Source organism: Terriglobales bacterium, assembly GCA_035543055.1.
Taxonomy (GTDB): domain Bacteria; phylum Acidobacteriota; class Terriglobia; order Terriglobales; family Acidobacteriaceae; genus JAIQFD01.
Genome location: DATKKJ010000075.1, coordinates 13,942 through 40,691, shown reverse-complemented (window position 1 = coordinate 40,691; position 26,750 = coordinate 13,942). Strand labels below are relative to the sequence as shown.

Genomic DNA, 26,750 nt, shown 5'->3' with positions numbered 1-26,750 from the left:
TGAATCCAAACTCACTGCTACCGTCATGTCACGAATCGATCCCGGATACACGTGGCGCCAGAACACCATCACCTCTCCCTGCGGGCCGAAGTTGAGAGTGGGACGGCAACAGGGGCAGATTCCGGAGGCAACCCGCACGTTTTTGCCAAAATTGGCCCCTTTATCGGTCGAGCGTGCCAAATAAATCGAGTAGCTGTATCCGTCGCCCTGCTGATCGCGGCCGTCGATCCAGACGGCATACACGTCGCCGTTTGGCGCAACTCCCAGCGAAGGATATCCGGCAAAGGCGGTTTTTTCGTTCAGAGGGATCGGCTTCTCGAAGCTTCCACCCCACGTCATGGAGCGTGCGAAGCGAAGTTCCTGGCCCTCGCTCCAAGCCGCGTACATCGGGCCTGGTGTAACCACAAATGCAGGGCTGTTCTCACCTCCCGAGGTCACATCCCCTCCGGGTTCACTGGCCCAGACAGGTTGGCCGAAGGTATCGCCACCATCTTCGGAGTTGAGCAGTGCCACACGCGTCAGGTTGCCTTCGCCCAGCAGTGCGAGCATGTGCACTGATACTGATGAGACATTCGTGACCCCCACCTGTGCATTCCGGGAGGGAGAAATCCCAGATTGCGCAATCACCGGACGTGGCGCTGGTTCGAAGGCCAGCGCATCGTCCGCATTTTTTCGACATCCCACCGAGAGTACAAATGGCAATGTCAGTGCTACAACGCTGAGCGTCCATGTTCGATCCAACATTAGAACTCCCATCGGATGGAGCCCGTCACCGCGAACGGCTGGCCCGGCATGATACCCAGACGCGGATAAGCGTCATAGACATTGGTGTTAATGAAGTAGCGTTTATCAAGCAGGTTGCTGAAGTTCACCTGCGGCGTGACACGGTGCCGCTCCCGCCGGAAGGTGTATGCGAGATAGGCATCGACCGTCGCATAGCCTGGAAGCGTGAACGTGTTTTCGTTGTCGCCCTGGCGCGGTCCACGCAGGAAGGCGCCAGCGCCTACGGCCAGCCTGTCTCGTAAGAGGTCGGAACGCAGCCACACACTCCCGGAATGCCGGGGGACATTGGCAATCCGCAATCCTTGTAGCCCGCTGTTGTCTTTGCTGAACTCTGCATTGGTGTAGGCGTAGCTGCCAATCAAGCTCAATCGCTTCGTCAGCGCTCCGCTGATATCCACCTCGACGCCCGAGCTGTGCGCCTCGCCGATGGCGCGCAGGGCAGTGGGATCCGGAGACGACAGGTCGCGTGTGGCGATGTTGGTCTTTGTGAGATCAAAGATGGCCAGCGTCGAAGTCAGCTTTCCTCCCATAGCTTCCAACTTGATGCCGCCTTCGTACGAGTGGCTGCGCTGCGCTGGAAGCGGGTGGCCGTTGATATCGACGGCGATCACGTTCGACGTCCCCCATGTTCCCAGCGAGCTGACGTAGTTGGCATAGAACGAGACTCCATGCACAGGCTGGAAGATGAACCCCACCACTGGGCTGAATCGGTCCTCGCTGATCGGCGTTGTAACCACGTCGCTCAGTGTGCTGCCTGGGTTGGCGTACTCCAGCGTGATGCTTCCGGCGGTCACGTGCGTCCAGTCGTATCGCCCACCAACCAGCACGTGGAAGTACCTTCCCAGTCCGATCCGGTCCTGCACGTAGAGGCCGTGCCACGCCGTGGTGCCGATACTGGTCCAGTCCGGCGCCGTGGCTGCTAACTGGTCGTGAATTCCGAAGGCAGTGGGACGGCGGAACTCCGGATGGAAGACGTTCATCGTGTCTACCGGAGCCCAGCCATTCACAAATCCGCGATCACTGAAATCGAGGTAATAATAATCGGTACCCACCAGCAGGTTGTGGTTCATGCCCGGCGTGCGGAAGTGGCCCGTCAAGTCAAGCGCAGTATTCACACCCTTGGACCGCCGCTTGTCGAACCAGGGAATGTTGGTGAAATCGCCGAAGGTTGGCCCGGGGCTCTCGTCGAGACTTCCGCCGAAGAACTGTTCGAAATCGATATCGTCGAACGTGCCCGCGACCAGCCCGTGCAGTTTCCAGTTGGAACTGAGCTCGTAAGACCCGTTGAAGTCGAGCACCTTCCGCCGCACATTGGCACGATCGCCCACATCGCCGCCGAGATAGAGATTCGTGGGGATGTCCGCCGGTCGGTTTCCGATCGCGGGGATTCCATTGGCGATCAGCGGGTCGGCGTCGCGCCATTCAACATTCAAGTTGAGCGTGAGCTTCTTCGTAGGCCGCCAACTCAGGCTCGGCGCGACAAAAATCGTCTGGCCATGCGGTGCGTACGTAATGAAATCATCTGAGTTGAAATAGGTGAACACCGTGCGATAGAGCAGCGAACCATCGTGGAGAATTGGCCCTGTCGCATCGAACGTCGTGCGAAACATGTCAAACGAACCGAACTGTTGCTGCAGCGAGTAGTGCGGAGTCTCCAGCGGCTTCTTTGTCACCACATTGATCATGCCGCCCGGCTCCAGTCGCCCGTAGAGCATCGCGGCCGGTCCTTTCAGTACTTCGACGCTCTCCAGGTCGGCAACCTCGACCTCGCTGCGGCCAATTCCTCCCGAAACGCGCTCGCCGTTGCGGAGCGTGACATTTGTCTCGAAGCCGCGCAACGCAAACGCCTGGTACAAGTCCCCGTAGCCGAAGTTGGTCTGCACCCCGCTCACGTTGCGCGTGATGTCCTGCAGCCGGATCGCCTGTTGATCTTCGATGACCGAGTTGGGAACCACCTGCACCGCAAACGGTGTCTCGAGTAGCGGGGTATCCATCTTGGTCGCGGTCGTCGCGGTCGGAACCGAGTAATCGTCCTCCGTAACCACAGTCACAACTTCCTGCCGCTTCTCCACTTTAAGATCCAACACCAGGTTCACGGCAGTCCCATTACTCACCGTGACGTTCCGAATCAATTTCTGGAATCCCTTTGCCTCGACCGCAATTGCATAGTTGCCATCTGGCAGTTGTTCGAAAACATACGAGCCGTCACTGCCGGCCATGGTTTCTTTCGCTGCACCGGAATCAGAGTTGCGAAGGTTAACGCCGGCTCCGACAATCGCCGCGCCGCTCGGGTCTCTGACGATGCCGGAGACCCGCCCACCTGTCTGCCCTTGTGCAGACAAGCACGTGATCAGCGAAACGAGGCCGATCACCAATGCTGCGAAAATTTTGCTTGCAGAACGCATAAGCCATCCTCATTCGGGTAAAGCCCGGTAAGAAACCACGGCCGTGAAGTTGCCAATCAGCCGCAGATCAGATCCGAGCCAACCCAAGCAGTTGGGGGATTTGGGGCGTCTGTCTGGCGGTTTCTAGTGGCCTAGGCGAGTGTGGGCGGGCCGCGCTTGAGGTGGCTGCGAGCTTCGGAGACGCGCGCGTCCACCAGGACTTGAACAATTCGGTCCGACTGGCCGACGGTTTCGGTGAAAAAGGCAAACCGGATGGGTAGACCTGCGATGCCGCGCCCCATAGGTGTCCCTAAAACGCTGCGATACGGACACTGCGGCGAGGAAGCACGAAGCGAAGGAGCGTTCTCCTGCGGTTCCCCCATCGCCATCATCGCGCAATGATGTTTGCCGTCACGGCGGCAGCAGGATGGTAGTGCGGAGTGCGGGTCCGGCATGGCCAACCACACAAACGATGGCGCCAACAAAAATAACAGCACCGTGTTGGCAGTCAGCTTTTGCAAAATCCCCACACTTTGCCCCAAAGTCTAGCATTCCGCAGAGACCTGCACAAACGGACAATCCCATCAGTAACACAAAAGCCATTTAAGGTTCGGCAGGTCTGCGGAGAAGTCACCGAACATGTCAGTGGTCCGGCATCTGCTCTTCGACCCACCATCGCTTTGACCGCTTGCCGTCACATTTGGCCGGCCATTGCGGGTGCCCATGTGTAACAACTCTACCGATTGGTGTTTCCGTGCGAATTACGAGTGATAACGGCTGCTATCGACAGCTATCAAAAAAAGCCGCCCCGAAGAGCGGCTGGTAGCGAAGTATTTGTCGAGCCGAGTTGGGGAAGGGCCAGACAGCATGTCAGACGGCAGAGCTTCTACTGTATCGTCAGCACGTAGGTGAAATTCTGAATCGAACCTGCTGCCAACCCGCCTACCATGCTCACGTAGACATGGATCACATGCACGCCGGGGCTGAGCGGCTTCACCATCACCCAGTAGCCATCGGACACCGACCAGGCCTCAGTCGGGCCAACCGTGCCGGTAAAGTTGTTATCCGGTGGAACATTGAAGTAGTAGAACGGCGACTGGAAACGATAGCTGGTCAGGTCCTTTACCTTATGGTGATCAATCGTCATGCTGATGGTGCCAAGGCCATCTGCCCAGGCCTGCGCACAGGTATGTCCCTGTGACGCGTTGTCGATGTGGAAAGCTCCGGCCTCGATCGTCGAGCACTCAGCGTTGATTAATGGGATCAACAGTGCCTTGCCGGCTGGGACCGTGCAATAGCGGGTGGTCAACGTCGCGCCCGTCGGCGAGCCGACGAGGTAGAACACCGGCCCACCCTGGCCCTCGTTGCAAAGCGACCCTGTTGTATCGAAGTACGGATTGATGTCGTTCGTGTACTGCATCACGTACTGCCACCACGCTGCCGTCCAGTCGCCGTACGACAGGCCGTAGATGTTTTCGCCGGGCTGGAAGAGCATCGGGTTCGGCCCATTCTGAGCCGAGGCAATAACAGCGACGCACATCATCAACAGAAACAGGAACATCGTTCTTAGTTTCATACAATCCACCTCAATCTCGGTTGTCACGAAAATGAACGGCTGCGCACCCACTGCTCCTCTCTTGCAGTGGGGCTTAGGCTGTGAGCTAAAGAGACTTGGCCCTGAGAACCCGTGGCCGTAGGGGGCATCGCGCTGAGTGCTGCCGGAGGTAGGTACGAGCTAGAAGCACTAGACGCTCCTCGCAAGCTATCGTGAGACGAACTGATGCGCAGTGACCTTAGGCACCCAACCGCGTGACTTGGCGCTCATTCCCGATCTGGGACCGGCTACCATGGAGTGTTCCCGTTTCGGGAGCACACAATCGATAAGGGCTTATCGTCGGTTGACTGAATCACGTGGTGCCGTGGGGAACAATCGAGGGTTTGGTAGCGTCTAGGATACTGAGAACTCAAGGAACCCGAGATGCGTCCGCGTTTGGTAGTCCTAGTCGCCGCTTGCCTAGCGGTAGTGGTCGCAATCGCCGCATATTACCGTACCCGTGCTGCTCCAAGAACTCCGCCACCTCTGTCGGCTTTCGGCACGCCCGCTAACTATTCGCATTTGCAATTCCACAAGTCGCTGACCCAGCCAGAAAAGGAACACATCCTCGATGGTCGATTCGTGATCGTCACCAAGACAGAAGCGTTCCCAGCGACGGTCAAGCGCGCATTCGCAGTAATCACAGGCCAAAAGCAGTTCGCGTTGGCGAACCCAGGTGAGAAGTATCAGGTCACAGACGTTGTGGACGAACCCGGTCTGCCATTCAGGCGTCTAGTATTCGCAGGTGTAAGGGATGACGAATGGTTTATCCATTACGAGCACGGTGGAATCGGGCGTAGCTACGAAGTGGTCGTCTTTAGTATCGATTCGGAGAAGCAGCTTCATTTCATCTGGGGTGGCGCTGGTGCGAGCGGGGCCAAGGACTTTCAGGAGCTTCGTGGAATGGTGTCCGCAGGTTTGTTCCATGACGACGCTGCTTATTATTGGTGATGACTGTTGATAAGTCGCCATAGCACTTACTCGACCGCTGATGGCTGACGGCTGACCGCTGACGGCTGACGACTGATGGCTGACGGCTGACCGCTGACGGCTTTACACTGAAGCGTTGCCCTCCAAGTCTCCCAATCCGCCGAAGCCCGCCGTCTACCTGATCGACGCTATGTCGTTCATCTTCCGCGCCTACCACGCCATGGCGCGGCAGCGGCCGATGTCCACACGGACCGGGATCCCGACCGCGGCCACCTACGTGTTCGTCAACATGCTGCGCAAGCTGCGCGACGATTTCTCGCCCCAGTATCTGGCAGCAGTGTTCGATGTGGCCGCGCCCACCTTCCGCGACCAGCAGGCGGCGCAGATGGCCACCGTCCGCAAGTTCGACAGCAAGACCCAGACCTTCCAGGAGGTCGAGTACAAGGGCTACAAGGCGAACCGGGCGGAGATGCCGGGCGATCTGGCGCAGCAGTTGCCCTACATCCGGCGGGCGCTGGAGGCCTACCGCATCCCCATCCTGGAGATGCCGGGCTACGAGGCCGACGACGTGATCGGCACGCTGGCGCGCAAGCTGGCGGAGCGCTCGCATCCGGTGTTCGTGGTATCCAGCGACAAGGACATGCTGCAACTGGTCACCGACAAGGTCCACGTGCTGAACCCGCCCAAGGACAACCTCATCTGCGACCCCGCCAAGGTGGAGGAGATCCTGGGAGTGCGGCCGGAGCAGGTGGTGGACGTGATGGCGCTGCGCGGCGACGCCATCGACAACATCCCGGGCGCGCCGGGGATCGGCGACAAGGGCTCGGTCGAGCTCATCAAGCAGTTCGGCACGGTGGAGAAGGCGCTGGAGCGCGCCGCCGAGGTCGAGCGCCGCACCTACCGCGAGTCGTTGCAGAACAACCGCGAGGCCATCCTGCTCTCGAAGCAGCTGGCGCGGATCGACACCAACGTGGCCATCGACCTCGACCTCGAGTCGATGCGGGCGCAGGAGACCGACGCCGAGGCCGCTCGAGCGTTGTTCACCGAACTCGAATTCACCACCCTGGCCAAGGATTTCGAGCCCACGGTGAAGCTGGGGGAGACCGAGTACCGCGAGGCCAAGTCGGCGGCGGATGTGGAGAAAGCAGTCAAGTCGCTGAAGAAACGCGCGGCGCTGGCGGTCGCGGTGGAGCTGCCGCAGCCATCACCGAAGGAGGAGGATGACGAGGAAGAAGAAGGCGGAGCGGCCAAGCTACCTCTGAGCGCGGTTGCGCCTCAGCCCGACCGCCCGCTCGCGGTGGCAATCTCGGCGGCGGCTGCCAGCGCTTTGAGCGTGACGCTGGGTGCGAACGACACGAGCGGGGCGCTGAAGAAGGCCTTGGCTGACGCAACGGTCCCCAAGGCGCTTCACGACTGGAAGGCGGCGATCCATGCGCTGGAGGCGCACGACGCCGAGATCGCCGGCGTGCGCGACGAGCCCATGCTCTTCTCCTACCTGCTCGACCCCACCTATGCCTCGCACGACCTGGAAGACGTCGCCCTGCGGCGCTTCAACCTGAAGCTGTCGGGCTCGGTGGCGGAGGCAGCGGACGTGACCGGCCGGCTGGCCGCGATCCTGCGCAGAGAGGTGGAAGAAGCCGGCCTGCTGAAGGTGTACGACGAGATCGACCTGCCGCTGGTTCCGGTACTGGCCCGCATGGAAGCGGCGGGCGTGAACATCGACAGCGACGTCCTGGTAAGGATGTCGAAGCGGCTGGAAAAAGAGGTCGCAGCCAAGGCGAAGGAGATCTACGAACTGGCAGGCCTGGAGTTCAACATCAGTTCGCCCAAGAAGCTCGCCGAAGTCCTCTACGACAAACTCCAGCTACCGGCGCCGGTGAAGTACGGCAAGGGCAAGACCCGGACCACGGAGGCGGCAGTCCTGGAAGAGCTGGCGCTGACCCACGAGGTCCCGCGCAAGGTCATCGAGTACCGTCAGCTCTCCAAGCTGAAGTCCACTTACGTGGACGCGCTGCCGCAGCTCTGCCATCCGCACACCGGGCGCCTGCACACCACCTTCGGCCAGACCAACACCGCCACCGGGCGGCTGTCGTCCACCGACCCGAACCTGCAGAACATCCCCATCCGCAGCGAGCTGGGACGCGAGATCCGCGCCGCCTTCACCGCGGCCACGGGCTGCGTGCTGCTATCCGCGGATTATTCGCAGATCGAGCTGCGCCTGCTGGCGCATCTCAGCGAAGATCCGCTGCTGATCGAGGCCTACCGGCGCGGCGACGACATCCACACGCTCACCGCCTCAAAGGTCTTCGGCGTGCCGCCGCTGATGATCGACGCCGAGCACCGCCGCCGCGCCAAGGCGGTGAACTTCGGCATCGTGTACGGGCTCTCGCCGTTCGGCCTGTCGCAGCAGCTCGGGATCGAGACCGGCGAGGCGAAGAAGTTCATCTCCAACTATTTCGAGACGTATAAGGGCGTGCGGCGGTTCATCGACCGGACGCTGGAGGAGTGCCGCCGCGACAAGAAGGTACGCACGCTGTTCGGGCGGGTGCGGCCCATCGCCGACATCGACAGCAAGAACCCCAACCTGCGGGGCTTCGCCGAGCGCACCGCGGTCAACACCCCGCTGCAAGGCACCGCCGCCGACCTCATCAAGATCGCCATGATCCGCATCGATGAGGAGATCCGCCGGCGCAAACTCCGCTCGCGCATGACCCTCCAGGTCCACGACGAACTGGTCTTCGAGGTTCCCAAGGATGAAGTTGAGACCATGCGCGAACTGGTGAAAGACCGCATGGAGAACGCGCACCCGCTCAAGGTGCCGCTGGTGGTGGACATGGGGGTGGGGCCGAACTGGAGAGACCTGGAGTGATCGCTGGGGACCCCCGAGATCGTCCTTCCCGATCCGGGACGCAGCCAAGAATGGGAGCTCATGTCCTTGACGGTCATCCCGGTTGGGGACTAAAAGCGCAAGTATCAGGACTCATGCGAGCCCTGCTCGCTTCCCTGGCGCGTGGCGCGGGGACGAGTGGAAAGATGCGCCGCGGCCGCCTTGGTGCTGCGGCGCATCGCTATTTCCGGCCGTGAGTCTCGGGTCGTGGGTCGTGGGCAGCGGCTTCACGCATGAGCCGCACTTCTTCAATCCGCCTGATGTGCCACACGCGGTAGAGAGGCCTCAGAATCACTCGCCACACGAACCAGAGCAGAACACCGGCCACTCCCAGGAAGAGGAGAACTTCGAGGATCTGGGCAACTGAGCTAACCATGCTTCAGCCGGGAAACAGCCTGGGCAGCACCTCGCCCGAGGGTCCCAGGAAAGCCTGATCGAAGTAGGCGAGGTTGGCGGGCTCCTCGGGGCCCACGTAGTAGGAGCGGGCGGCGCGTGATTTGGCCGCCTGGGCGAAGGCGGCGGCGGGATAGACCACGCCCGAAGTGCCCACCGCCATGAAGACGGTCGCCCGCTCGAGTTCGTCGAAGATGCGGTCCATGTCGAAGGGAGTCTCGCCGAACCAGCAGATGTGGGGCCTGATGCGTCCGCCGCAGTCGCAGCGCGGGATCTCGCCGCCGGGTTCCAGCGTCCAGTCATCGTCGAAGGGCGGGCGTCCGCAGCCGTCCTCGCAGCGGCTCTGGAAGATCTTGCCATGCATGTGGACGACGCGTCGCGAGCCCGCCATCTCGTGCAACCGGTCCACGTTCTGGGTGCAGAGGAACAAGCGGTCCGCCAGAGATCGCTCCAGCGAGGCCAAAGCGCGGTGTCCGGGATTGGGCTGGACCTCGCGGTGCTTGCGGCGGCGCTCGGAATAGAACTCCCACACCAGCTTGGGGTCGCGCGCCCAGGCGAGCGGGGACGCGACCTCCTCGACGCGGTACTTGCGCCACACGCCGTTCATGCCGCGAAAGGTGGGCAGGCCGCTTTCGGCGCTGATGCCGGCGCCGGTGAGGATGAAGAGGCGGTCGGTCTCGGACACTTCAATCATTCGATCAAAGGCCTGGCGAGGGTAGGGGTCCTTCGACTCCGCTCGGCTGGCGCCTCGCTTCGCTCAGGATGACAAGAGTGCAGGCCACTGCTAGACCCCGAGAGCTTTCTGGATGGCGGCGGCGATGGCGTCGGCGTGTTTGTGCATGAGTTCGGCGGACTCGGCCTCGATCATCACCCGGGCCAGCGCCTCGGTCCCGGAGTAGCGCACCACCACGCGCCCGTTGCCATCGAGCTCCTGCTCGGCGGCGCGGATAGCGTCGGCCACCGGCGCGATGTCCGTCAGGGGTCTCTTCTCCCGCACCCGCACGTTCTTGATGGTCTGAGGAAAGACCTTCAGGTCGGCGACCAGTTCCGCCAGCGGCTTGCCGTTGCGGGCGACGATCTCGAGCACGCGCAGGGCGGTGAGCAGGCCATCGCCGGTGGTGGCCTCGCCATCCCGGAAAATGATGTGGCCGGACTGCTCACCGCCCAGCGACGCGCCGGTCTGCTGCATCTCCTCGAGTACGTACTTGTCGCCCACCGGGGCGCGCAGCATGCGGATGCCGGAGCGCTTGAGCGCCGCCTCCAGCCCCATGTTCGACATGGTGGTCGCGACCACCACGTCGCCTTGCAGCGTTCCGCGCTGCTTCATGTCGCGCGCGGCCAGCAGCAGGATGGCGTCGCCGTTGATGACTTTCCCCTTGGAACAGGCGAAGAGCGCCCGGTCGGCGTCCCCGTCGAAGGTGATCCCCAGGTCGGAGCGAGATGCGAGCGTCGCATTGGCCACCACCTCGGGATGGAGCGCCCCGCAGCCCTCGTTGATGTTGCGGCCGTCGGGCGCATCCTCGATGAAGTGGGCGTCCACGTCGGCGGCGCTGAAGACGTCGTGCGCCAATTCGCTGGCGGCCCCGTTGGCGCAGTCCACTTCCACGCTCAACCCGCGCATGTTCGAGCGATCCACGTTCGCCACCACCCATTGGATGTACGCATGGCGCAGCGCAGCTTCTCCGGGAAGCATGGCCTGGGCCGGATCGGAGGGTTCGATGTCGCTGCTGCGGTCGGTATCGGCGAGCAGCTTGAAGATCTCGTGCTCGACCGCCAGTTCGACCTCGTCGGCCAGCTTGTAACCGTCGCCCCCGAAGACCTTGATGCCGTTGTCGGTCCAGGGATTGTGGGAGGCGGAGATCACGATGCCGGCAGAGAATCTCTGCGCGCGCGCCAGGTAGGCAATGCCGGGAGTGGTGATGACGCCCGCGCTGCGCACCTGGGCCCCGGCGGAGAGGAGTCCGGCGGCGACCTCATCGGCGATCCAGCGGCTGGACTCGCGGGTGTCCTGGCCCATGATGACGCGGGCGTTCGCGCCCAGGTGGTGGCCCAAGGCGCGGCCGATGGCGAACACGGTCTCGGTGTCCAGAGGGAAGGCGCCGGCCACGCCGCGGATGCCATCGGTGCCGAAGAGCTTGCGTTCCTTGCCAGGCTGCATGCGGCTTCCTGTGCTCATCGCGTTCTCGCAGTCACCACGGTGACGCGGATAGGAATCGGGCGCACCTCGCGCACCAGCGGATCGGCCACGTAGGCGTTGGTGGTGAAGCTGGCGCTGCCCACCACTCCGGTGGCATCGATGGGGTCGGTGAGGGCGGCGTCCACCCCGGCCACCCGCCGTTCCGGGCCGATGATCGCGATTTCGGCCGGCTCGGCCTTGATGTTCACGACCCCGAAGCCGGTGGGGAAGCTGCCCGTGACCCGGGGATGCACCGGCACCATCCGGCTGCTGCGCCGGTCAAAAGTCAGGCGGATGTGAGCAGGGACGATCTGCATCACCTCCACCCCGAAGGGAACCCGGACTTGGGTGGCGGTGAGATCGAAAGTGCGCTCACCGGGGCGGATGCTGCCCAGGTCCACCACGACGTGCAGGTCAGCCGCGGTCAATTCGCGCAGCCGCCGTGAAGGGCCCCGCAAGCGCACCTGCGCCTGGGGCACGACTTCGGTGGTGATCTCCAGGTCCTCCGGCACCTGATGGAATTCGACAGGTACGTTGAAGCCGACCTCGATGACCGGCTCCCGCGACACCGCTGTCCAAAGCAGCACGGCGCTGAGCAGGGCGATCAGCTTGAGCGAGATGTTGTGCAGCACCCAGCGCTGGAACCAGCCGATCACCGTTCGCCCTCCGGGCGCGAGGGATGAGGCCGCGCCGTCCCGTTCGCCTCTGCCAACTCACTGGCGCTGACGATGGGCGTGGGCAGCGCGGCGGCGGGCACATAGGCCTGCAATAGCTCGCTGAGCCGCTCGCGCAGGTATTCGACCGTGATGTCGCGTTCGATGTGACCGGCCAACGCCAGGCTGATGGAGCCGGTTTCCTCGGAGACGACCACCGCCACCGCATCGGTCTCCTCGGTGATGCCGATGCCGGCCCGATGCCTTGTGCCCAGCTGGGTCGAGAGCACGGGGTTCATGGAGAGCGGCAGGAAACAGGCGGCGGCCGCGACCCGGTCTTTCTGGATGATGACGGCGCCGTCGTGCAGAGGCGCGCTGGGACGGAAGAGGGTGGCCAGCAGATCGTAGGTGAGCCGGGCGTCCAGCGGCACGCCGCTCTCGATGTAGCCACGCAGCCCGATGTCGCGCTCGATGACGATCAGCGCCCCGGTCTGGTTCTGGGCGAAGAGGCTGGCGGCCAGCACCACGTCCTCGTAGGAACTGCTGCCCCCGCGGGTGGTGCCGGTGGCGAAGGTGAGCTTGCGGCCCATCTTGGCCAGCGCCTGGCGGATCTCCGCCTGGAACACCACGATCAGGGCGAAGATGGCGTAGGGCAGGGTGTTGGAGATCAGCCAGTTCAGGGTGCGCAGCTCGCCGAACCGCGCCAGGTAGTAGGCGATGATCAGAACGCCGACCCCGACCAGCATCTGGGAAGCCCGGGTGCCCTTGATGAGCACCAGGAGTTCGTAGATCAGCAGCGCGACGATGACGATGTCGAGCACCGACAGCGCCGACACTTCTATCGTCCGCCCCCAGATGTGCGTGGTCAAGACTGAGTCCTTTCAGGCCATTCCTGCGAGAAACCGCGTCCGCTGAGAGGAATATTGTAGCCCAGCTTGCTCTACTTGACCTTGGCCGCGATCTCGCCGCGGGCCACGCGGGCGCGGATGTCGTCGCCCGGCTTCACCTGGGCGGCGTCCTTGATCAGGTTGCCGGCGGCGTCAAAGACCAGGGCGTAGCCGCGGTCGAGGATCTTCACCGGGGAGAGCTCGTCCAGCCGTGCCGTGGTCTTTTCCAGCCGCACGCGGTAGCGGAGCATGTGCTTCTGGGCGGCTGCCCCTAGTTCCGCCAGGCGGGCGGCAATATCGCGGCGCAGCGACGCCAGTTGCCGGCGCAGGTCGAAGTGGCGGACACGGGCGGCGGCCACGTCCAGCCGGGAGCGGAACCGCTGCAGCGACGCACGCTGCCGTTCGCTGAGGGCGAACACCAGCTCATCCACCCGCTGCTGCCGGCGCGCGATCAGCTCCTGCATGCGCGCCATCGCTCCGTGCTGCGCCAGCTCCGTCAGATTCTGGCGCGCCAGCAGCAGCCGGTAGCGCGCGGCATGCCCGAGCCGGCGATGCAGCGAGCCGACGGTTTCCTCGAGGTCGTGCTTGGCCTGGATGACCAGTTCGGCGGCCGCCGAGGGAGTGGGCGCGCGCAGGTCGGCGACGAAGTCGGCGATGGTGAAGTCGGTCTCGTGGCCCACGGCGGAGATGACCGGAAGCTTGGAGGCGGCGATGGCCCGGGCCAGCCCTTCGTCGTTGAAAGCGGCCAAGTCCTCCACCGAGCCGCCACCCCGGGCCACGATGATCACATCCACATTCCTGGCGCGGCTGAAGTACTCGATGCCGGCGGCGACCTCGGCGGGCGCGGCCTCGCCCTGCACCTGCGCCGGAAAGATGAGGATGTTCACCGACTCGTGGCGCCGGCGGAGGATGTTGAGGATGTCCTGGATGGCCGCACCGCGCGGCGAGGTCACCACGCCGATCCGCCGGGGCAGCGCCGGGATGGGACGCTTGCGCTCCTGGTCGAACAAACCTTCCGCTTGGAGCTTGGCCTTCAGTTGCTCGAAGGCCACCTGGAGGGCGCCGGCGCCCTTGGGCTCCAGGTATTCAGCCAGCAATTGCAGCTCGCCGCGCGCTTCGTACACCGTGATGCGCCCGCGCGCGATCACTTGCAGGCCGTTCTCCAACCGGAAGCGCAGCAGCCGCGCCGACGACTTGAACATCACCCCGCGGAGTTGCGAGTCGCCGTCCTTCAGCGTGAAGTAGAGATGCCCGGAGTCGGCAGGCTTGAAGTTCGAGATCTCGCCCTCGACCCAGACGTCGGTGTACTCGCGCTCCAGGGTGGTGCGCACCGCGGTGATCAGGTCGCGCACCGCCCAGATGCGCCTCGTCCTGGCGATCTCGAAGCTGAGCCCAAGTTGGTCCTCTGCGTCCACGAACGCAGTGTAGCAGGGAAGAGTTGGTGTAGAGACTCCTGTCAGGGCGTCTCTATCGCGGAAGGATGCTGACCATCTCGCCGGCAGCGAGGTGCTCGCGGTCGGGCGGCACTACAAGGTAACAGTTGGCGCGGGCGTTGGCCGCGATGTCCCCCGAGCCCTGCCAGTGTACCGCCTCCACCTCCGCGCCCTCGAACTCGCCAGTGAGCAGGGCGGGCAGGAAGCGGGTGAGGCCGGTCTTGGTCCTGACCTCGGACTTCAACCTCGCCTGCAGGAAGAACAGGGGAGCCGGGGGCGCCCCGGACAGCGCGTCAAGCAGCGGGCGGACGAACAGGTCGAAGGTCACCATGGTGGAGATCGGATTGCCCGGCAGCCCGAAGAAGTAGGTCTTGCCGGCGCGCCCGAAGACCACCGGCCGTCCGGGCTGGATCTCCGCGCCGGTAAAGATGAACTCGGCGCCGAACTCGGCCAGCACCTGCTCCACCAGGTCGTACTTGCCCATGGAGACGCCGCCGGTCATCAGCAGCAGGTCGGTGCGCAGGCCTTCGGCGATGAGTTCGCGCAGGCGGGCGGCCACATCGGGCGCGATCGGCAGCCGTTCCGGGATCGCCCCGGCTTCCTCCAGTTGTGCCGAGAGTGAGTAGGAATTGGAGTTGCGGATCTGTGCCGGTCCGGGGGCCCGGCCGATGGCCACGACCTCATCCCCGGTGGAAAGCACGGCGACCCGCGGTCGCTTGTACACGGTCAGCCAAGATTTCCCCACCGCCGACGCCACCGCAACCTGCGGATAGCGGATGCGGGTGCCCGCGGCAACCAACTCCGCTCCGGCCTTCGCTTCGCTGCCCGCGGGAACGATGTTCTGGCCCGGCTCGGCGCTCCGCTGGAGCTCCGCCATGTCGCCGGAACGGGACGTGTACTCCACCATGACCACCGCATCGGCGCCGGGCGGGGCTGGGGCGCCGGTCATGATCTCGGCGCACTCGCCGGCGGCGATGGCGTGGCCCGCACTGTCGCCGGCTTTGATCTCGGCCACGATCCGGAGCCGCGCCGGGACCTTGGCCACATCCTGCGAGCGGACGGCAAAGCCGTCGCGCGTGGCCCGGGGGAAGGGAGGCAGGTCACGATCGGCGGTGATGGCCTCGGCCAATACCCGGCCCGCCGCATTCACCAGCGGCAAAGCCTCGGTGTCGGATACTTGAAGGGCACGGGCGTGCCGTTCCACCGCATGACGGGCGTCGGCGAAGGGAAGCACCCGGCCGGGTTGGACGGGAGACGACATGGCGGGAAGGATAGCAGCCGTCCGTCGGCAGTCGCCAGTCGCCGGCAAAGCAAAGCGGGCGGCCGAGGCCGCCCGCAAGGCTCATGGGCAGGAGATCACTTCTTCTTAGTGCCCGTCTTCTTGTAGCTGGTTTCCACCGAAGCCCCAATGGACGTGAGCATGTCTTTCGCCGGCTGCGCCAGCTGGCCGTCCGGCGCCAGCTCCAGATACTTATTGAAGGCTTCGGCCGTTCCCGGAGGCGTCAACATCTTGTTGGTCTTGGGGTCGATGGTGGCCTTGGCCAGCAGATTGACGCCCTTCCAGTAATAGGCCGGGGCGTTGTTCGGGTCGGCAGCGATGGTCTTCTCGAACGCCGCAAGGGCCTCGTCCACCTTGCCCGCATTCGTGTACACCGCCCCGAGGTTGAAGTAGTACTGGCCGGCATTGAGGGGGTCGATTTGCGCCGCCTGCTGGTACTCCTTGATGGCGCTTTCAAGATCGCCCTGCAGGTTGTAGGCCTGAGCGAGATTGTTGTGGTAGGCGGCGTCGGAAGGCTTGATCTCGACTGCCTTCTTCAGCGCATCGGCGCCTTGCTGAGCGACTTGTTTCTTCTCGGCGCTGTCGGTGGTCTTCTTCGCCTTACCCATGTAGGCCCCGCCCAGGTTCGCCCAAAGCAGGTCGCGGGAGGGATCGGCCTTCACGGCGTCCTGATAGATCCCGATGGCGCCGTCGAAGTTGCCGGCATCCACCATCTCCTTGCCTTGCGCCAGCATGGCATTCAGGTTCTTGATCTTGGACCGCTCCGCCTCGACCTTCTTCCTCTTCTCCTCCTCCGCCTGCTGGATCTTCTTCTGCTCCTCCGGGCTCAGTTTGGACATCGCAGCGCCGGCGGCGAGGTCAATATTCATCTGGACGGTCTGTCCGGCCAGCACGTCACCTTCGCCCTGCCAGCGCAGCTCGCGAGCGACCACCAGCTCGACCTTGTATCTGCCCACGGGAAGCCCGGTCTTCACCCACTCGCCGTCCTTGACGTGGACTTCGATCTTCTTCCCATCGGGGCCGGTCATGCGGATCGTGCCGGAGGCGAGGGGTTTGCCCTTATCGTCTATCACTTTTCCCTTCACCTCTCCGGAGTTTGCCTGGGCCAGCGCCGAGACCGCGCTGAGCGAGACGGCGGCAGCGAGCAGCGCAATCAACATACGTTTTGTCATGGATGCAAGCCCTCCAGGGCTATGAATGCGTCGTAGAAGTGCGGCCGGGGGCGTACGCGATGGGATCCGGGACGCCCGCGGCCTCGAAAGCCCGCAAGCGCAACACGCAACTGTCACAGACCCCGCAAGCGGCGTCCTCGCGGCTATAGCAACTCCATGTTAAATCGAACGGAGCTTGCAGTTCCACACCGAGCCGCACGATCTGCGATTTGCGCATGCCGATCAGCGGGGCCACGATGTAGATCTTCCCCTCCCGGGTCCCGGCGCGCACCACTTCGTTGTACGCGCGGTAGAACTCCGGCCGGCAATCCGGGTATCCGGAGCTGTCCTGCTCCACGGCGCCGATGAACACCTTGTCGGCGGCCAACACTTCTGCCCAGCTCACCGCCACCGCCAGCAGGTGGGCGTTGCGGAACGGGACATAGGTGACCGGGATGTTGCGCCCGGCCTGGGTCCCGGCCTCGGGCACGGCGATCCTCGCGTCTGTCAGTGCCGATCCTCCGATGGCCCGCAGGGCTTCATTGCGCACCAGCAGCCGGTCGCGGATGCCGAGCCGGTCGCAGACGCCCTCGAACGCTTGCCGCTCCCGGGCTTCGGTCCGCTGGCCGTAGCTGACGTGCACCGCGGCGGCATCGTAATCGCGCGCGGCCAGGGCGCCACAGACGCAGGAGTCCATGCCTCCGCTCATCAAGACCACGGCCCGTCGCCGCTCGCCGATTGTCATCTCGGTCGCTACCTATTTAGATGTCGTTTCCGGCCTGAAGGACCGCCCACCCTAGACTCCGCGGGTTTCCGGCTGCCAGATGAACTTGTGCATCTGCAGTCCGAGCCGGACATCGAGGTCGTCCGCCAGGATCCAGCCCGCGAGCTCCCGGGGATCGAGCATGCATTGCGCGGCATCCCGCGCCCCGGCAGCATCCTTCTTGAACGCGGGAGAGAAGATGACGTTGCCGACCCGCCCGGTAAGCCCGTGCTTGTCCACGAAGTCGCGGGCGAACTCATAATCGCGCCGGTCGGCGATGACGAACTTCACCTCGTCGCGCGGCATGAGCGCGTCCAGGTTGTCCATGCGGAAGGAAGCGCCCTCCCCCGAGCCGGGGCACTTCACGTCCATGATCTTGACGACGCTGGCGGGGACCTCGGCCAGCGGCCGCTCGCCGCTGGTCTCCAGCAGCACCTTGTAGCCGAGATCGAGCAGGCGCTGCATGAACGGAACCACTTCCTTGTCCTGCAGCATGGGTTCGCCGCCGGTGATCTCGACCAGCCCGCCCGCGGGCGCGAGTCTCCGCACCTCGGCCTCGACCTCTTCCGCCGTCATCTTCTTGCCGCCGGTGAAGGTGAACTCGGAGTCGCACCAGGTGCAGCGCAGGTTGCAGATGGTGAGCCGGACGAACACGCACGGCATCCCCGCGAAGCTGGATTCGCCCTGGATCGACTTGTAGATCTCGGTGATCTGCATCAGGTCGTCGGCCGTCGGTCGTCGGTCGTCAGCAAGAACATGAGGCGCTGACTCCGGACTACCGGCTCCTGGCTACTCAAAATACGTTGCCGTGGTCGTGTCCGTCTCGAAGACGGTTACGTCGCGCACGCGCACCCGCCCGTTGGTGGTCACCTTCAGCCTGGCGTTGGTCTCGTCGTAGAAGTATTTCGCCAGGTTCTCGGCCGAGGGATTCAGGACGGTGAAGGGCTCGATGTCGTTGATCATCTGGTGGTCGAGCCGCTCGATGACGTGCTTCATCACGTCCTTCAGGTCCTTGAAGTCGAGCAACAGGCCGGCCTTGTCCAGGTCCTGGCCCTCCAGGGTGACGCGCACCTTGTAGTTGTGGCCGTGCGGGTTCTCGCACTTCCCCTTGTAATTGCGCAGGAAGTGGCCGGCGGCGAACGTGTCTTCGACGGTGACTTGGAACATGGCCTTCAGCCGTCAGCGCTCAGCCGTCAGGAGAGCACGGCGGGGCGGACGGAACGCACTATTGTAGCGCGAGGCAGGGAAAATGCCGGTTTCGTTAATGGGAACGGGCGAAGAAGATGAGGCCGAATATGAATGCACTGCCGAACACCACAAAAGGAGTTGCGACGATGATCTTCATCGCTACTTGCGGAGAAACCCCCGTCCAATTCGCGACCATTGACACCGGGTCCCATCCAACGGCACCTTCGCCGTGATATCGGCGGGTGCCGAGCCAACCCGCGATAACAACGAACCCGAGAACAGCCAGGAACAGGCACACGACCGCAGCAACCCCCAACGCGAGGCTTCTTGCCACCGTCGCAATCATCACCGAACCCCGAAGAAGCGCTCCACGTCGGCGACATCCGTCGTCTGCCGGTAGGGCGGCAGGCTCTCCAAGAATACCCGCCCGTACTGCTTCTTCAGGATGCGGTTGTCGAGCAGGCAGAGCAGGCCGCGGTCGTGCAGCGAGCGGATCAGCCGGCCAAAACCCTGCTTCAGGGTGATGACCGCGGACGGCACCTGGTACTGGAAGAAGGCGTTGCCGCCGTCCTCGTCGATGGCCCGCACCCGCGCCGCGACCACCGGGTCAGACGGCACGGCGAAGGGCAGGCGGTCGATGATGACGCAACTGAGCTGCTCGCCCTGCACGTCCACGCCCTGCCAGAACGACGCGGTCGCGAACAGCACCGCATTGGGCGTCAGGCGGAACTCCTCCAGCAGCGCGTTCTTGGGCGCGGTGCCTTGCAGCAGCATCGGGTACTCGAGCTCGCCCTCCAGCCGGTTGAAGATCTCGTGCATCTGGTTGTAGCTGGTGAACAGGCAAAAGGCGCGCCCCTGCGTGATCTCCAGCAGCCGCCGAATGGTCTCGGCGGCGCGGTAGGTGAACTCGGGCGTGCGCGGATCGGGGAGGTTGGGTGGTACGTACAGGATCGCCTGGTTGGCGTAGTCGAAGTGCGACGGCACCACCAGCTCGCGGGCGTGCTGCACTCCGAGCCGCTGGCGGATGTACTCGTAGCCGCCGGAGACCGCCAGCGTCGCCGAAGTCAGCACCGCGGTCTCGACATTCTCGAACAGCGTCTGCTTCAGGATCCCGGACACGTCGATCGGCGTGGCCTGCAGGAAGACATGCGAACGCCCGCGCCGCTTCTCGCCCCGGCGCTCGATCCAGAAGACGGTGTTGCGGTTCTCCTCCTCCATCACAAAGCCGAGCTGCATCTTCAATTCCTCGCAGCGACGGATGAAGGTGTGAACCTCTTCAGGTTTCTCCTTGATGGCTTGCAGTCCGGTTGCGAGCCGGGTGATGGCGTTCATCAGCCCGAGATACTCTTCGCCATTCTCTTCCAAGAATTCGCGGCGGTTCTCGAAGGCGAAGCGGCCCTCGCCCGCGGGGATCAGGGCGAAGAAGAACTGCGCCCGCTCCCGCAGGCTTGCTGCCGCGCCCTGCAAGGTGGTGCTGAGCACGCCCTTGGGGCGCAGCGTGCGCTCCAGGTCGCGCACCAGCTCGCCGAAGCGCAGGTCGGAGACGCTCACCCCGAAGTAGCTCGAGGCCACGTCCTCCAGCTCATGGGCTTCGTCGAAGATGACGGCGGCAAAATCCGGCAGCACGCCCCCATCGCCGCCCTCCGCGGCCTGTTTGATGGCGAGGTCGGCGAAGAAGAGGTGGTGGTTGATGATGACGATGTCCGACTCCCACGCCCGCCGCCGCATCTCAGTGATGAAGCAGCGCTCCCATTGCGGGCACTTCTGGCTGGTGCAGGCCTCGATGCGCGCGTCCAGTTTGTGCCAAAGCAGGCTCGACTCGGGGATCTGGCCGAGTTCGGCGCGGTCGCCGTTCTCGGTGGTCTTCTCCCACTCCTCGATAATGCGGAAGTGCTCCACCTCGTCGAGCCCGTTCAGGATGGGAGCGGTCTTGAGGTCATAGACCTTCTGCCGGCAGAGATAGTTGTTGCGCCCCTTCATGTAGCAGACGTTGAGCTTGCCCTCGCCGTTGGGGAACAGCGCGCGCTCGAGGAAAGGAACGTCCTTGTAGAAGAGCTGCTCTTGCAGGGTCTTGGTGCCGGTGGAGATGATGACGCGCTTGCCCGAGCGCAGCACCGGCAGCAGGTAAGCCAGGGTCTTACCGGTCCCGGTGCCGGCCTCGACGATCAAGTGACGCTTGTCGGCCAGCGCCTGCTCGACCGCTTCCGCCATCTGCAGCTGCCCGCGCCGGAACTCGTATGCCGGATGGGTGCGCGACAGCACCCCGCCCGGGCCGAAGAAGGCGTAGAGCGAGCTTTGGGTCGAAGTCGCGGGCTGCGGCGAGGCGGACACGGTGTGTCCTTATAATAGCTGCGGGACGAGTTTTCCGATGAAAAGGGTGGGCGAAATCGCCGGTCTTTTGCTGATTGCGGTGGCTGTAGCAGCGATTGTCACCACGGTGATCGCACATAGGCAAGTGGGCAGCGACACAGCTGCTCTCGTCGAGCCGGTCCTCATCGTATGGGACGACACTGATGCCGGGTGGGTAAAGTCGGAGCCCTTGCTCGAAAGAGCAATGAAAGACAACAGCGCAGCTGGCGATCAGGCGGTCGTAATTCTGCTGGACTATTACATCGGCGAACACAACCACGAGGAGCTCACAATCAATCTCACTCAGCGCGGTAAGCGGGTCCTGCCCTGGTTGCTTAGGTATCGAGACCATCGTCCGCTACCACTTCGGCCCGACTTCTGGCTTAGGCGTGCAGATAGAGAAACCCACGACCGCGATTTCGACTACGTCATAAGTCTTGTCAAGGAAGGCAAGGTTCTGCAGGAATAGTGCCAACACGCACACATTTCGGTGTGGAAACGAAGTCGAAGTTCCCTACCATCGCCATCGTCGGCCGGCCGAACGTGGGCAAGTCCACGCTTTTCAACCGGCTGATCGGGCGGCGGCGGGCCATCGTCGGCGACGAGCCCGGCATCACCCGCGACCGCCTCTACGGCCAGCTCGAATGGGGCGGACGCTACGCGCGCGTCATCGACACCGGCGGCATCATTCCCGAGGACAAGGAGCACATCCCCTCGGAGATCTTCCGCCAGGCACGAGTGGCGCTGGAAGAGGCGGACGCCATCGTGATGGTGGTGGACGCCCGCACCGAGCTGGCGGCGCCCGATTTCGAGCTCTCGCGCCTGCTGATGCGCCTGGGCAAGCCGCTCTTCCTCGCGGTCAACAAGGTCGATTCCGACAAGCAGGAGGCTGAGGCCGAGAATTTCCGCCAGATCGGCATCGAGAACGTCTTCCCGGTCGCGGCGGAGAGCGGGCGAGGGATCCCGGAGCTGCTGGACGCGGTCTTCGAGGTGCTGCCAAGAGAAGAGCCAACCACAGAGGACACGGAGGACACGCAGGAGGAGCAAAAGCAAGCAGAGATCAAGGTGGCGATCATCGGCCGGCCGAACGTGGGCAAGAGCACGCTGCTGAACCAGCTCACGGGAACGGTGCGCGCCATCGTCTCACCCATCGCCGGCACCACGCGCGATGCCGTGGACGAGATGGTTCGCCGCGACGGGCACGTTTATCGCTTCATTGACACTGCCGGCATCCGGCGCAAAGGCAAGACCAAGCTGATGGCGGAAAAGCTCTCGGTGGTGATGGCGCGCAAGCACCTGGAGGCCGCCGATGTCGCCATTTTGCTCATCGATGCCACCGAGGGCGTCACCGCGCTCGACGCCAACATCGCCGGCTACGCGCACGAGAGCGGGCGCTCGGTGGTCATCGTCATCAACAAGTGGGACCTGGTGATCGGCAAGCGCGAGGAGGGCAAGAAGCCGGTGGACCGCGCCAAGTTCGAACAGGATGCCCGCGACCAGCTCAAGTTCCTGGGCTACGCGCCCATGCTCTTCATCTCCGCCGTGTCAGGCAAGAACGTGGACAAGGTCTTCGAGAGCGTGGAACTCGTGGCGAAAGAGAGGCGCAAGCGCATCCCCACCGGCGAGATGAACCGCTTTCTCAAACACGTGGACTTCGAGCGGGCCTCGGTGCCGGTCTCGAAGCGGGTGAAGATCTACTACATGACCCAGGCAGCGGTGGCGCCGCCCACCTTCATCCTGTTCACCGACCGCCCGGTGAAGCTGCACTTCTCCTACGAACGGTTTCTGGAAAACCAGATCCGCCGCGCCTTCGGGTTTGTGGGAACTCCGATCTGGATCAAGAACCGGGCGAGGTAGTCGTCAGCCGCCAGCCAAATCATGGTGGCGTCATCCTGAGGGCCTTCAGGCCCGAAGGATCTCGCGTGCACCTGTAGTGGCTCTTGCTGCACGCGAGATCCTTCGCGGCTAAAGCCGCTCAGGATGACGCCGGTGTGGGTTGTGGCTCGTTAACGCGTTGCAGCCATGCCGCCAATGCAACCAGCGCTCGCTCGCACACCAGCTTGCGCCGCAACTTTTTGTCGCGGACACGGCGACGCGTTTCTTCGTCCACCGCCGGCAGCAAGTCGAAGGTGATGTTCGCGGGCTGAAAGTTGTCGGCGTCGGCGTGGGTGATGTAGTGCACCAGGGATCCCAGCGCGGTCTCCCGTGGTACGGGGACGGGCTCTGCACCTGACGCGATCGCCGCTGCGTACACGCCCGCCAGCATCCCGGTCGCGATCGACTCCACGTATCCCTCGACCCCCGATATCTGTCCGGCGAACAGCACCCGCGGATGCTGCTTCATCTGCAACGTCCCCGTCAGCAACCTGGGCGCGTTGATGTAGGTGTTGCGATGGATCTGCCCGTAGCGCAGGAACCTCGCGTTCTCCAGGCCGGGGATGAGCCGCAGCACGCGCGCCTGGTCGCCCCACTTCATGTGGTTCTGAAACCCGACCAGGTTGTAAGAATCATGGCGCAGGTTCTCCTGGCGCAACTGCACCACTGCATACGCCTGCGTCCCGGTGCGCGGATCGCGCAGGCCCACCGGCTTCATCGGGCCGAAGCGCAACGTATCGCGCCCGCGCCGCGCAAGCTCCTCGATGGGCAGGCAGCTCTCGAAGTAGTTCAGCTTCTCCCATTCCTTGGCTTCGACCGGCTCCGCCGACACCAGCGCATCGTAGAAGCGGTCGTATTCTGCCTTGGTGAACGGGCAATTGATGTAGTCGGCGGTCCCCTTGCCGTAGCGCGCCGCCAAGTAGACCTTCGAGCGGTCGATGGAATCGGCTTCGACGATCGGACTGATGGAGTCGTAGAAGAAGAGTTGCCCGGTGCCGGAGAGCCGCGCGATCTCCGCCGCCAGGGCATCCGAGGTGAGCGGGCCAGTGGCGATGATACTGAGGTCGTTCTCCTCATCCACGCAGCTGACCTCTTCGCGACGCACCGTGATCAGCGGCTGACGCTCGACGGCCTGCGTCACCCGCCGCGCGAATTCCGCCCGGTCCACCGCCAGCGCGTGACCGGCCGGGACCGCGGCCTGCCGCGCGATCTTCATCAACAACGACCCGGCGCGCCGCATCTCTTCCTTCAGGAGCCAGGGCGCGGTGTCCGCGCTGTCGGACTTGAGCGAGTTGGAGCAGACCAGCTCGGCGAAATCGGCGCTCTGGTGCGCCGGGGTGGTGCGGACCGGGCGCATCTCGTACAGCTCGACCGCGACGCCGCGACGCGCGAGCTCCCACGCCGCCTCCGTCCCCGCCAGCCCCGCGCCGATGATCTTGATCTTCAATGCGCAATCTTCTCGTTGGCGAGCTTTTCGAGCGCCACGCCCTCGACCCGGATGATCCGCCCCTAGAGGATGACGCGCTCATCCCCGACGCGCCGCGTCACCCGCTCACGATCCAGCCACTCCAGCAGCGGGACCGCGTACTTGCGGGTCAGGCCGATCATCTCCTTGAATTGTCCGACGTCGATCTTGGGCGACTTGGCCTTCCGCTGCGCCACCTCGCGCTTGAGCTGCTCCAGCGCGGTGTGATGGAAGACGAGGTCTTCGGAGATCTTCACCAGCACCTTGTCGCGCAGCAGCAGGGTGACGATCTTCTGCGCCCGCGCCGCATCGACCTTCACCGACTCTAGGACGTCCTTCAGCAAGGGGACGCGAAGGCCGGCGACTTTGAAGGCATCCTCTATAGTCCGTCTGGCCTGCTCCTCATCGGCTGTCATCGCGACGTCCCGACCCGCTAGCCGAACCGCATCTTCTACAGTCTCAACCCGCCCTGCCCGAACGTGGAACGCGAGTGCGTCTTCGAATATTTCTGGAGGGACATCGGAGAAATGCTGGCGCAGCTCTTCTCGATTCATGCCTGATGCGAGGCGGTTGCTCTTATGGAAGGAATCAAGCACCGTACAGATTTCCTTCCTGACCAAGTCGAGAGCCATCTGCAGAATGAGCACCTGACCGACGATCACGATTTCAGGGATTCTGCCGGCCACAGCCTTCACTGTCGATGGCAGCCATCCCGTCTGCGCGACCGCCTCTTGCAGCCGAAGTCCTTCGTGACCGCGGAGGGTGACTCTCGCCCGCAGTTGCCGCTCTTTGTCCGAGGCCGCGAGTAGCGCAATGGCGTCCCAGTAACCGGCATCGCTCGATCGCACCTTAGTCGGCGGCGAATTTGCGATTACCACCCCGCCCCCGATGGTCACCACCGGCGAGAACTGGCGCAGGATGAAGCGGTCTTCCGGCAACAGCAGCAGCGGTTCGCTGAGCCGCAGCTGCGCCAAGCCTTCCTTGCCGGGCGCGAGTAGTTTCTCGCCGTACAGCACGACTTCGGCGATGGTCTCAGCCGTGTAGGAATGAAAGTGGACGCGGGCCCGGTCTTTGAGTGGCTTGGCCGAGGGCAGCAACGAGAGCGAGACATCCACCCGCTTCGTCGTGCGGAACAGACCGGGCGCAGCCAGAATCATGCCGCGCGACAATTCCTCGGTCGAGACCCCGGCCAGATTCAAGGCGGTGCGCTGCCCGGCGACCGCCTTGTCCGCCGTCTGACCGTGCACTTGCACGCCGCGCACCCGGATGCGGCGTGCTGCCGGGAATACTTCCACGTCTTCTTCCTTCTTCACCGTGCCGGAGATCAGGGTGCCGGTGATCACCGTCCCGAAGCCTTTCATGGTGAAGACCCGGTCGATGGGCAGGCGGAACAGCGCGCTGGAATCCCTGGCCGGGACCTCGGCGGCGATCTTCGCCAGCTCGCGCTTCAGCTCGTCCAGCCCGTCGCCCTTGATCGAGCTGACGGGCACGATGGGCGCGCCTTCCAGGAACGAGCCGCGGACGAATTCCTCGACCTCGAGCCGCACCACTTCCAGCGTGTCGCGGTCCACCAGGTCGGACTTGTTGAGCACCGTCAGCCCGCGCCGCACCTGCAGCAGCCGGCAGATGTCGAAGTGCTCGCGGGTCTGCGGCTTCACTCCTTCGTCGGCGGCGATGACCAGGATCACGACATCGATGCCGCCCACGCCCGCCAGCATGTTGCGCACGAAGCGCTCGTGTCCGGGGACGTCCACGAATCCGATCTTCAGGGTCTCGCCGCCGGGCGCGGGCAGCTCCAGGTGGGCGAAGCCGATATCGATGGTGATGCCGCGCCGCTTCTCCTCTTCCAGGCGGTCGGCATCGATCCCGGTCAGGGCTTTGACCAGAGCGGTTTTCCCGTGGTCGATATGCCCCGCCGTGCCCACAATGACGGATTTCATCGCCGCTAGTGTAAAGGAGGGCGGATGCAGGATGCAGGACGCAGGGATCAGCCTGCCTCCTGCACCCTGCCTCCTGTGTCCTTGACTTCCAGACCCGCGCCCACTATCAATGCCTCGTGGGCGAGCATCTAGTCACGGTCGCCACCTACCGCGAGATGTCCGACGCGGTGGTGGCCAAGAGCAAGTTGGACGCTGCCGGCATCCATTGCGTGCTCTCCACGGCGCCCGATCCCCGCCCCGCGGGCCGTACTGCGGACTCCCCCGGTATGGACGGCTTCCGCGCCAGGGCCTCCGACGATGTCCACCTCCAGGTGCACGAGGAAGACGCCGAGACCGCGACCCAGATCCTGACCGGCGCCACGGACGACGAGGAGTTCGACGATCTCCTCGAGGAACCCGAGTGCCCCTCCTGCGGCTCCATGGACCTGCATTATCACGACGGCAAACACTGGCGCCCCTGGGTGGGCGTGTTCGTCGCCGGCGAGCAGACCGTGGCCTCCCATAAGCGCGAATGGCGCTGCGACGAATGCGGGGCTACCTGGACGGAGGATGAAGCCGGTGAGACGGTGAATTGAGGCGCCCACCGGCAAAATGCTCGCGCATCTGTGCGAAAATAGGAT

General features: G+C 63.9%; 22 protein-coding genes. 5 read left to right on the top strand and 17 right to left on the bottom strand.

The genetic code is table 11. From position 1 onward, the window contains the following. The 3 genes from VMS96_06105 to VMS96_06095 all read right to left on the bottom strand — a co-directional run. A partial coding sequence (locus VMS96_06105; GenBank protein HVP42985.1) for a sialidase family protein occupies positions 1-744 on the bottom strand: 744 nt, incomplete at its 3' end. Further along, complete coding sequence (locus VMS96_06100) at positions 744-3,188, bottom strand: TonB-dependent receptor (protein ID HVP42984.1); 2,445 nt, start codon at positions 3,186-3,188, stop codon at positions 744-746. The genes VMS96_06100 and VMS96_06105, both read right to left, overlap by 1 nt. A gap of 865 nt (positions 3,189-4,053) precedes the next feature. After that, entirely contained in the window at positions 4,054-4,728 is a 675-nt protein-coding gene (locus VMS96_06095) for a hypothetical protein (GenBank protein HVP42983.1), read from the bottom strand. 555 nt (positions 4,729-5,283) lie between these two features. Here VMS96_06095 and VMS96_06090 point away from each other — a divergent pair. After that, positions 5,284-5,712, top strand: coding sequence for a hypothetical protein (locus VMS96_06090; GenBank protein HVP42982.1), 429 nt, complete (start codon positions 5,284-5,286; stop codon positions 5,710-5,712). A 115-nt stretch (positions 5,713-5,827) separates the two neighbouring features. Continuing rightward, entirely contained in the window at positions 5,828-8,560 is a 2,733-nt protein-coding gene (gene polA, locus VMS96_06085) for a DNA polymerase I (GenBank protein ID HVP42981.1), read from the top strand. 397 nt (positions 8,561-8,957) lie between these two features. On the opposite strand, the gene VMS96_06080 is transcribed toward polA, so the two are convergent. From VMS96_06080 to VMS96_06025, 12 genes are all read right to left on the bottom strand, one after another. After that, complete coding sequence (locus VMS96_06080) at positions 8,958-9,665, bottom strand: NAD-dependent deacylase (GenBank protein HVP42980.1); 708 nt, start codon at positions 9,663-9,665, stop codon at positions 8,958-8,960. A gap of 90 nt (positions 9,666-9,755) precedes the next feature. After that, on the bottom strand, positions 9,756-11,147 hold the full coding sequence (gene glmM, locus VMS96_06075) for a phosphoglucosamine mutase (GenBank protein HVP42979.1): 1,392 nt from the start codon (positions 11,145-11,147) through the stop codon (positions 9,756-9,758). Then, positions 11,144-11,803 (bottom strand): CdaR family protein, encoded by a 660-nt coding sequence (locus tag VMS96_06070; protein HVP42978.1) that lies wholly within the window; start codon positions 11,801-11,803, stop codon positions 11,144-11,146. The genes glmM and VMS96_06070 overlap by 4 nt, the downstream gene beginning before the upstream one ends. Then, positions 11,800-12,669: a diadenylate cyclase CdaA gene (gene cdaA / locus VMS96_06065; protein HVP42977.1), complete on the bottom strand. Its 870-nt coding sequence runs from the start codon at positions 12,667-12,669 to the stop codon at positions 11,800-11,802. Before cdaA ends, VMS96_06070 begins: the two co-directional genes overlap by 4 nt. Before the next feature lie 71 nt (positions 12,670-12,740). After that, the gene (gene xseA / locus VMS96_06060; GenBank protein ID HVP42976.1) at positions 12,741-14,102 is read right to left on the bottom strand and encodes an exodeoxyribonuclease VII large subunit; all 1,362 of its coding nucleotides are present in this window, start codon (positions 14,100-14,102) and stop codon (positions 12,741-12,743) included. Positions 14,103-14,154: 52 nt separating this feature from the next. Next, positions 14,155-15,381: a gephyrin-like molybdotransferase Glp gene (gene glp, locus VMS96_06055; protein HVP42975.1), complete on the bottom strand. Its 1,227-nt coding sequence runs from the start codon at positions 15,379-15,381 to the stop codon at positions 14,155-14,157. Positions 15,382-15,476: 95 nt separating this feature from the next. Further along, on the bottom strand, positions 15,477-16,571 hold the full coding sequence (locus tag VMS96_06050) for a tetratricopeptide repeat protein (protein HVP42974.1): 1,095 nt from the start codon (positions 16,569-16,571) through the stop codon (positions 15,477-15,479). 19 nt (positions 16,572-16,590) lie between these two features. Further along, on the bottom strand, positions 16,591-17,295 hold the full coding sequence (gene queC / locus VMS96_06045) for a 7-cyano-7-deazaguanine synthase QueC (protein ID HVP42973.1): 705 nt from the start codon (positions 17,293-17,295) through the stop codon (positions 16,591-16,593). A gap of 51 nt (positions 17,296-17,346) precedes the next feature. Beyond that, a complete protein-coding gene (locus VMS96_06040) occupies positions 17,347-18,030 on the bottom strand; it encodes a radical SAM protein (protein ID HVP42972.1) in 684 nt (227 codons plus the stop codon). Between the two features lie 72 nt (positions 18,031-18,102). Beyond that, positions 18,103-18,480 carry a 6-carboxytetrahydropterin synthase QueD gene (queD, locus tag VMS96_06035; protein ID HVP42971.1) on the bottom strand — a complete coding sequence of 126 codons (378 nt, stop codon included), beginning with the start codon at positions 18,478-18,480 and terminating at the stop codon, positions 18,103-18,105. A 94-nt stretch (positions 18,481-18,574) separates the two neighbouring features. Beyond that, positions 18,575-18,847, bottom strand: a complete 273-nt coding sequence (locus VMS96_06030) for a hypothetical protein (GenBank protein HVP42970.1) — start codon at positions 18,845-18,847, stop codon at positions 18,575-18,577. Then, entirely contained in the window at positions 18,847-20,832 is a 1,986-nt protein-coding gene (locus VMS96_06025) for an ATP-dependent DNA helicase (protein HVP42969.1), read from the bottom strand. The genes VMS96_06030 and VMS96_06025 overlap by 1 nt, the downstream gene beginning before the upstream one ends. 37 nt (positions 20,833-20,869) lie before the next feature. Here VMS96_06025 and VMS96_06020 point away from each other — a divergent pair, with 37 nt between their 5' ends. Both VMS96_06020 and der read left to right on the top strand, forming a co-directional pair. Beyond that, positions 20,870-21,319, top strand: coding sequence for a hypothetical protein (locus tag VMS96_06020; protein HVP42968.1), 450 nt, complete (start codon positions 20,870-20,872; stop codon positions 21,317-21,319). Then, positions 21,319-22,707 carry a ribosome biogenesis GTPase Der gene (der, locus tag VMS96_06015; GenBank protein ID HVP42967.1) on the top strand — a complete coding sequence of 463 codons (1,389 nt, stop codon included), beginning with the start codon at positions 21,319-21,321 and terminating at the stop codon, positions 22,705-22,707. The genes VMS96_06020 and der overlap by 1 nt, the downstream gene beginning before the upstream one ends. A gap of 118 nt (positions 22,708-22,825) precedes the next feature. On the opposite strand, the gene trmFO is transcribed toward der, so the two are convergent. Further along, positions 22,826-24,172, bottom strand: a complete 1,347-nt coding sequence (gene trmFO, locus VMS96_06010) for a methylenetetrahydrofolate--tRNA-(uracil(54)-C(5))-methyltransferase (FADH(2)-oxidizing) TrmFO (protein HVP42966.1) — start codon at positions 24,170-24,172, stop codon at positions 22,826-22,828. 62 nt (positions 24,173-24,234) lie between these two features. After that, positions 24,235-26,130, bottom strand: coding sequence for a selenocysteine-specific translation elongation factor (gene selB / locus VMS96_06005; GenBank protein HVP42965.1), 1,896 nt, complete (start codon positions 26,128-26,130; stop codon positions 24,235-24,237). A gap of 116 nt (positions 26,131-26,246) precedes the next feature. Here selB and VMS96_06000 point away from each other — a divergent pair, with 116 nt between their 5' ends. After that, entirely contained in the window at positions 26,247-26,705 is a 459-nt protein-coding gene (locus tag VMS96_06000; protein HVP42964.1) for a hypothetical protein, read from the top strand. Positions 26,706-26,750 lie beyond the last annotated feature (45 nt).

What these genes read in the sequence shown, in the direction of transcription:
- selB (HVP42965.1), bottom strand. Translation starts at nt 26,130, where the DNA reads ATGAAATCCGTCATTGTGGGCACGGCGGGGCATATCGACCACGGGAAA.
- glp (HVP42975.1), bottom strand. Translation starts at nt 15,381, where the DNA reads ATGTCGTCTCCCGTCCAACCCGGCCGGGTGCTTCCCTTCGCCGACGCC.
- glmM (HVP42979.1), bottom strand. Translation starts at nt 11,147, where the DNA reads ATGAGCACAGGAAGCCGCATGCAGCCTGGCAAGGAACGCAAGCTCTTC.
- queC (HVP42973.1), bottom strand. Translation starts at nt 17,295, where the DNA reads ATGACAATCGGCGAGCGGCGACGGGCCGTGGTCTTGATGAGCGGAGGC.
- VMS96_06100 (HVP42984.1), bottom strand. Translation starts at nt 3,188, where the DNA reads ATGCGTTCTGCAAGCAAAATTTTCGCAGCATTGGTGATCGGCCTCGTT.
- VMS96_06020 (HVP42968.1), top strand. Translation starts at nt 20,870, where the DNA reads ATGAAAAGGGTGGGCGAAATCGCCGGTCTTTTGCTGATTGCGGTGGCT.
- queD (HVP42971.1), bottom strand. Translation starts at nt 18,480, where the DNA reads ATGTTCCAAGTCACCGTCGAAGACACGTTCGCCGCCGGCCACTTCCTG.
- VMS96_06040 (HVP42972.1), bottom strand. Translation starts at nt 18,030, where the DNA reads ATGCAGATCACCGAGATCTACAAGTCGATCCAGGGCGAATCCAGCTTC.
- VMS96_06030 (HVP42970.1), bottom strand. Translation starts at nt 18,847, where the DNA reads ATGATTGCGACGGTGGCAAGAAGCCTCGCGTTGGGGGTTGCTGCGGTC.
- VMS96_06050 (HVP42974.1), bottom strand. Translation starts at nt 16,571, where the DNA reads ATGACAAAACGTATGTTGATTGCGCTGCTCGCTGCCGCCGTCTCGCTC.
- VMS96_06095 (HVP42983.1), bottom strand. Translation starts at nt 4,728, where the DNA reads ATGTTCCTGTTTCTGTTGATGATGTGCGTCGCTGTTATTGCCTCGGCT.
- VMS96_06080 (HVP42980.1), bottom strand. Translation starts at nt 9,665, where the DNA reads ATGATTGAAGTGTCCGAGACCGACCGCCTCTTCATCCTCACCGGCGCC.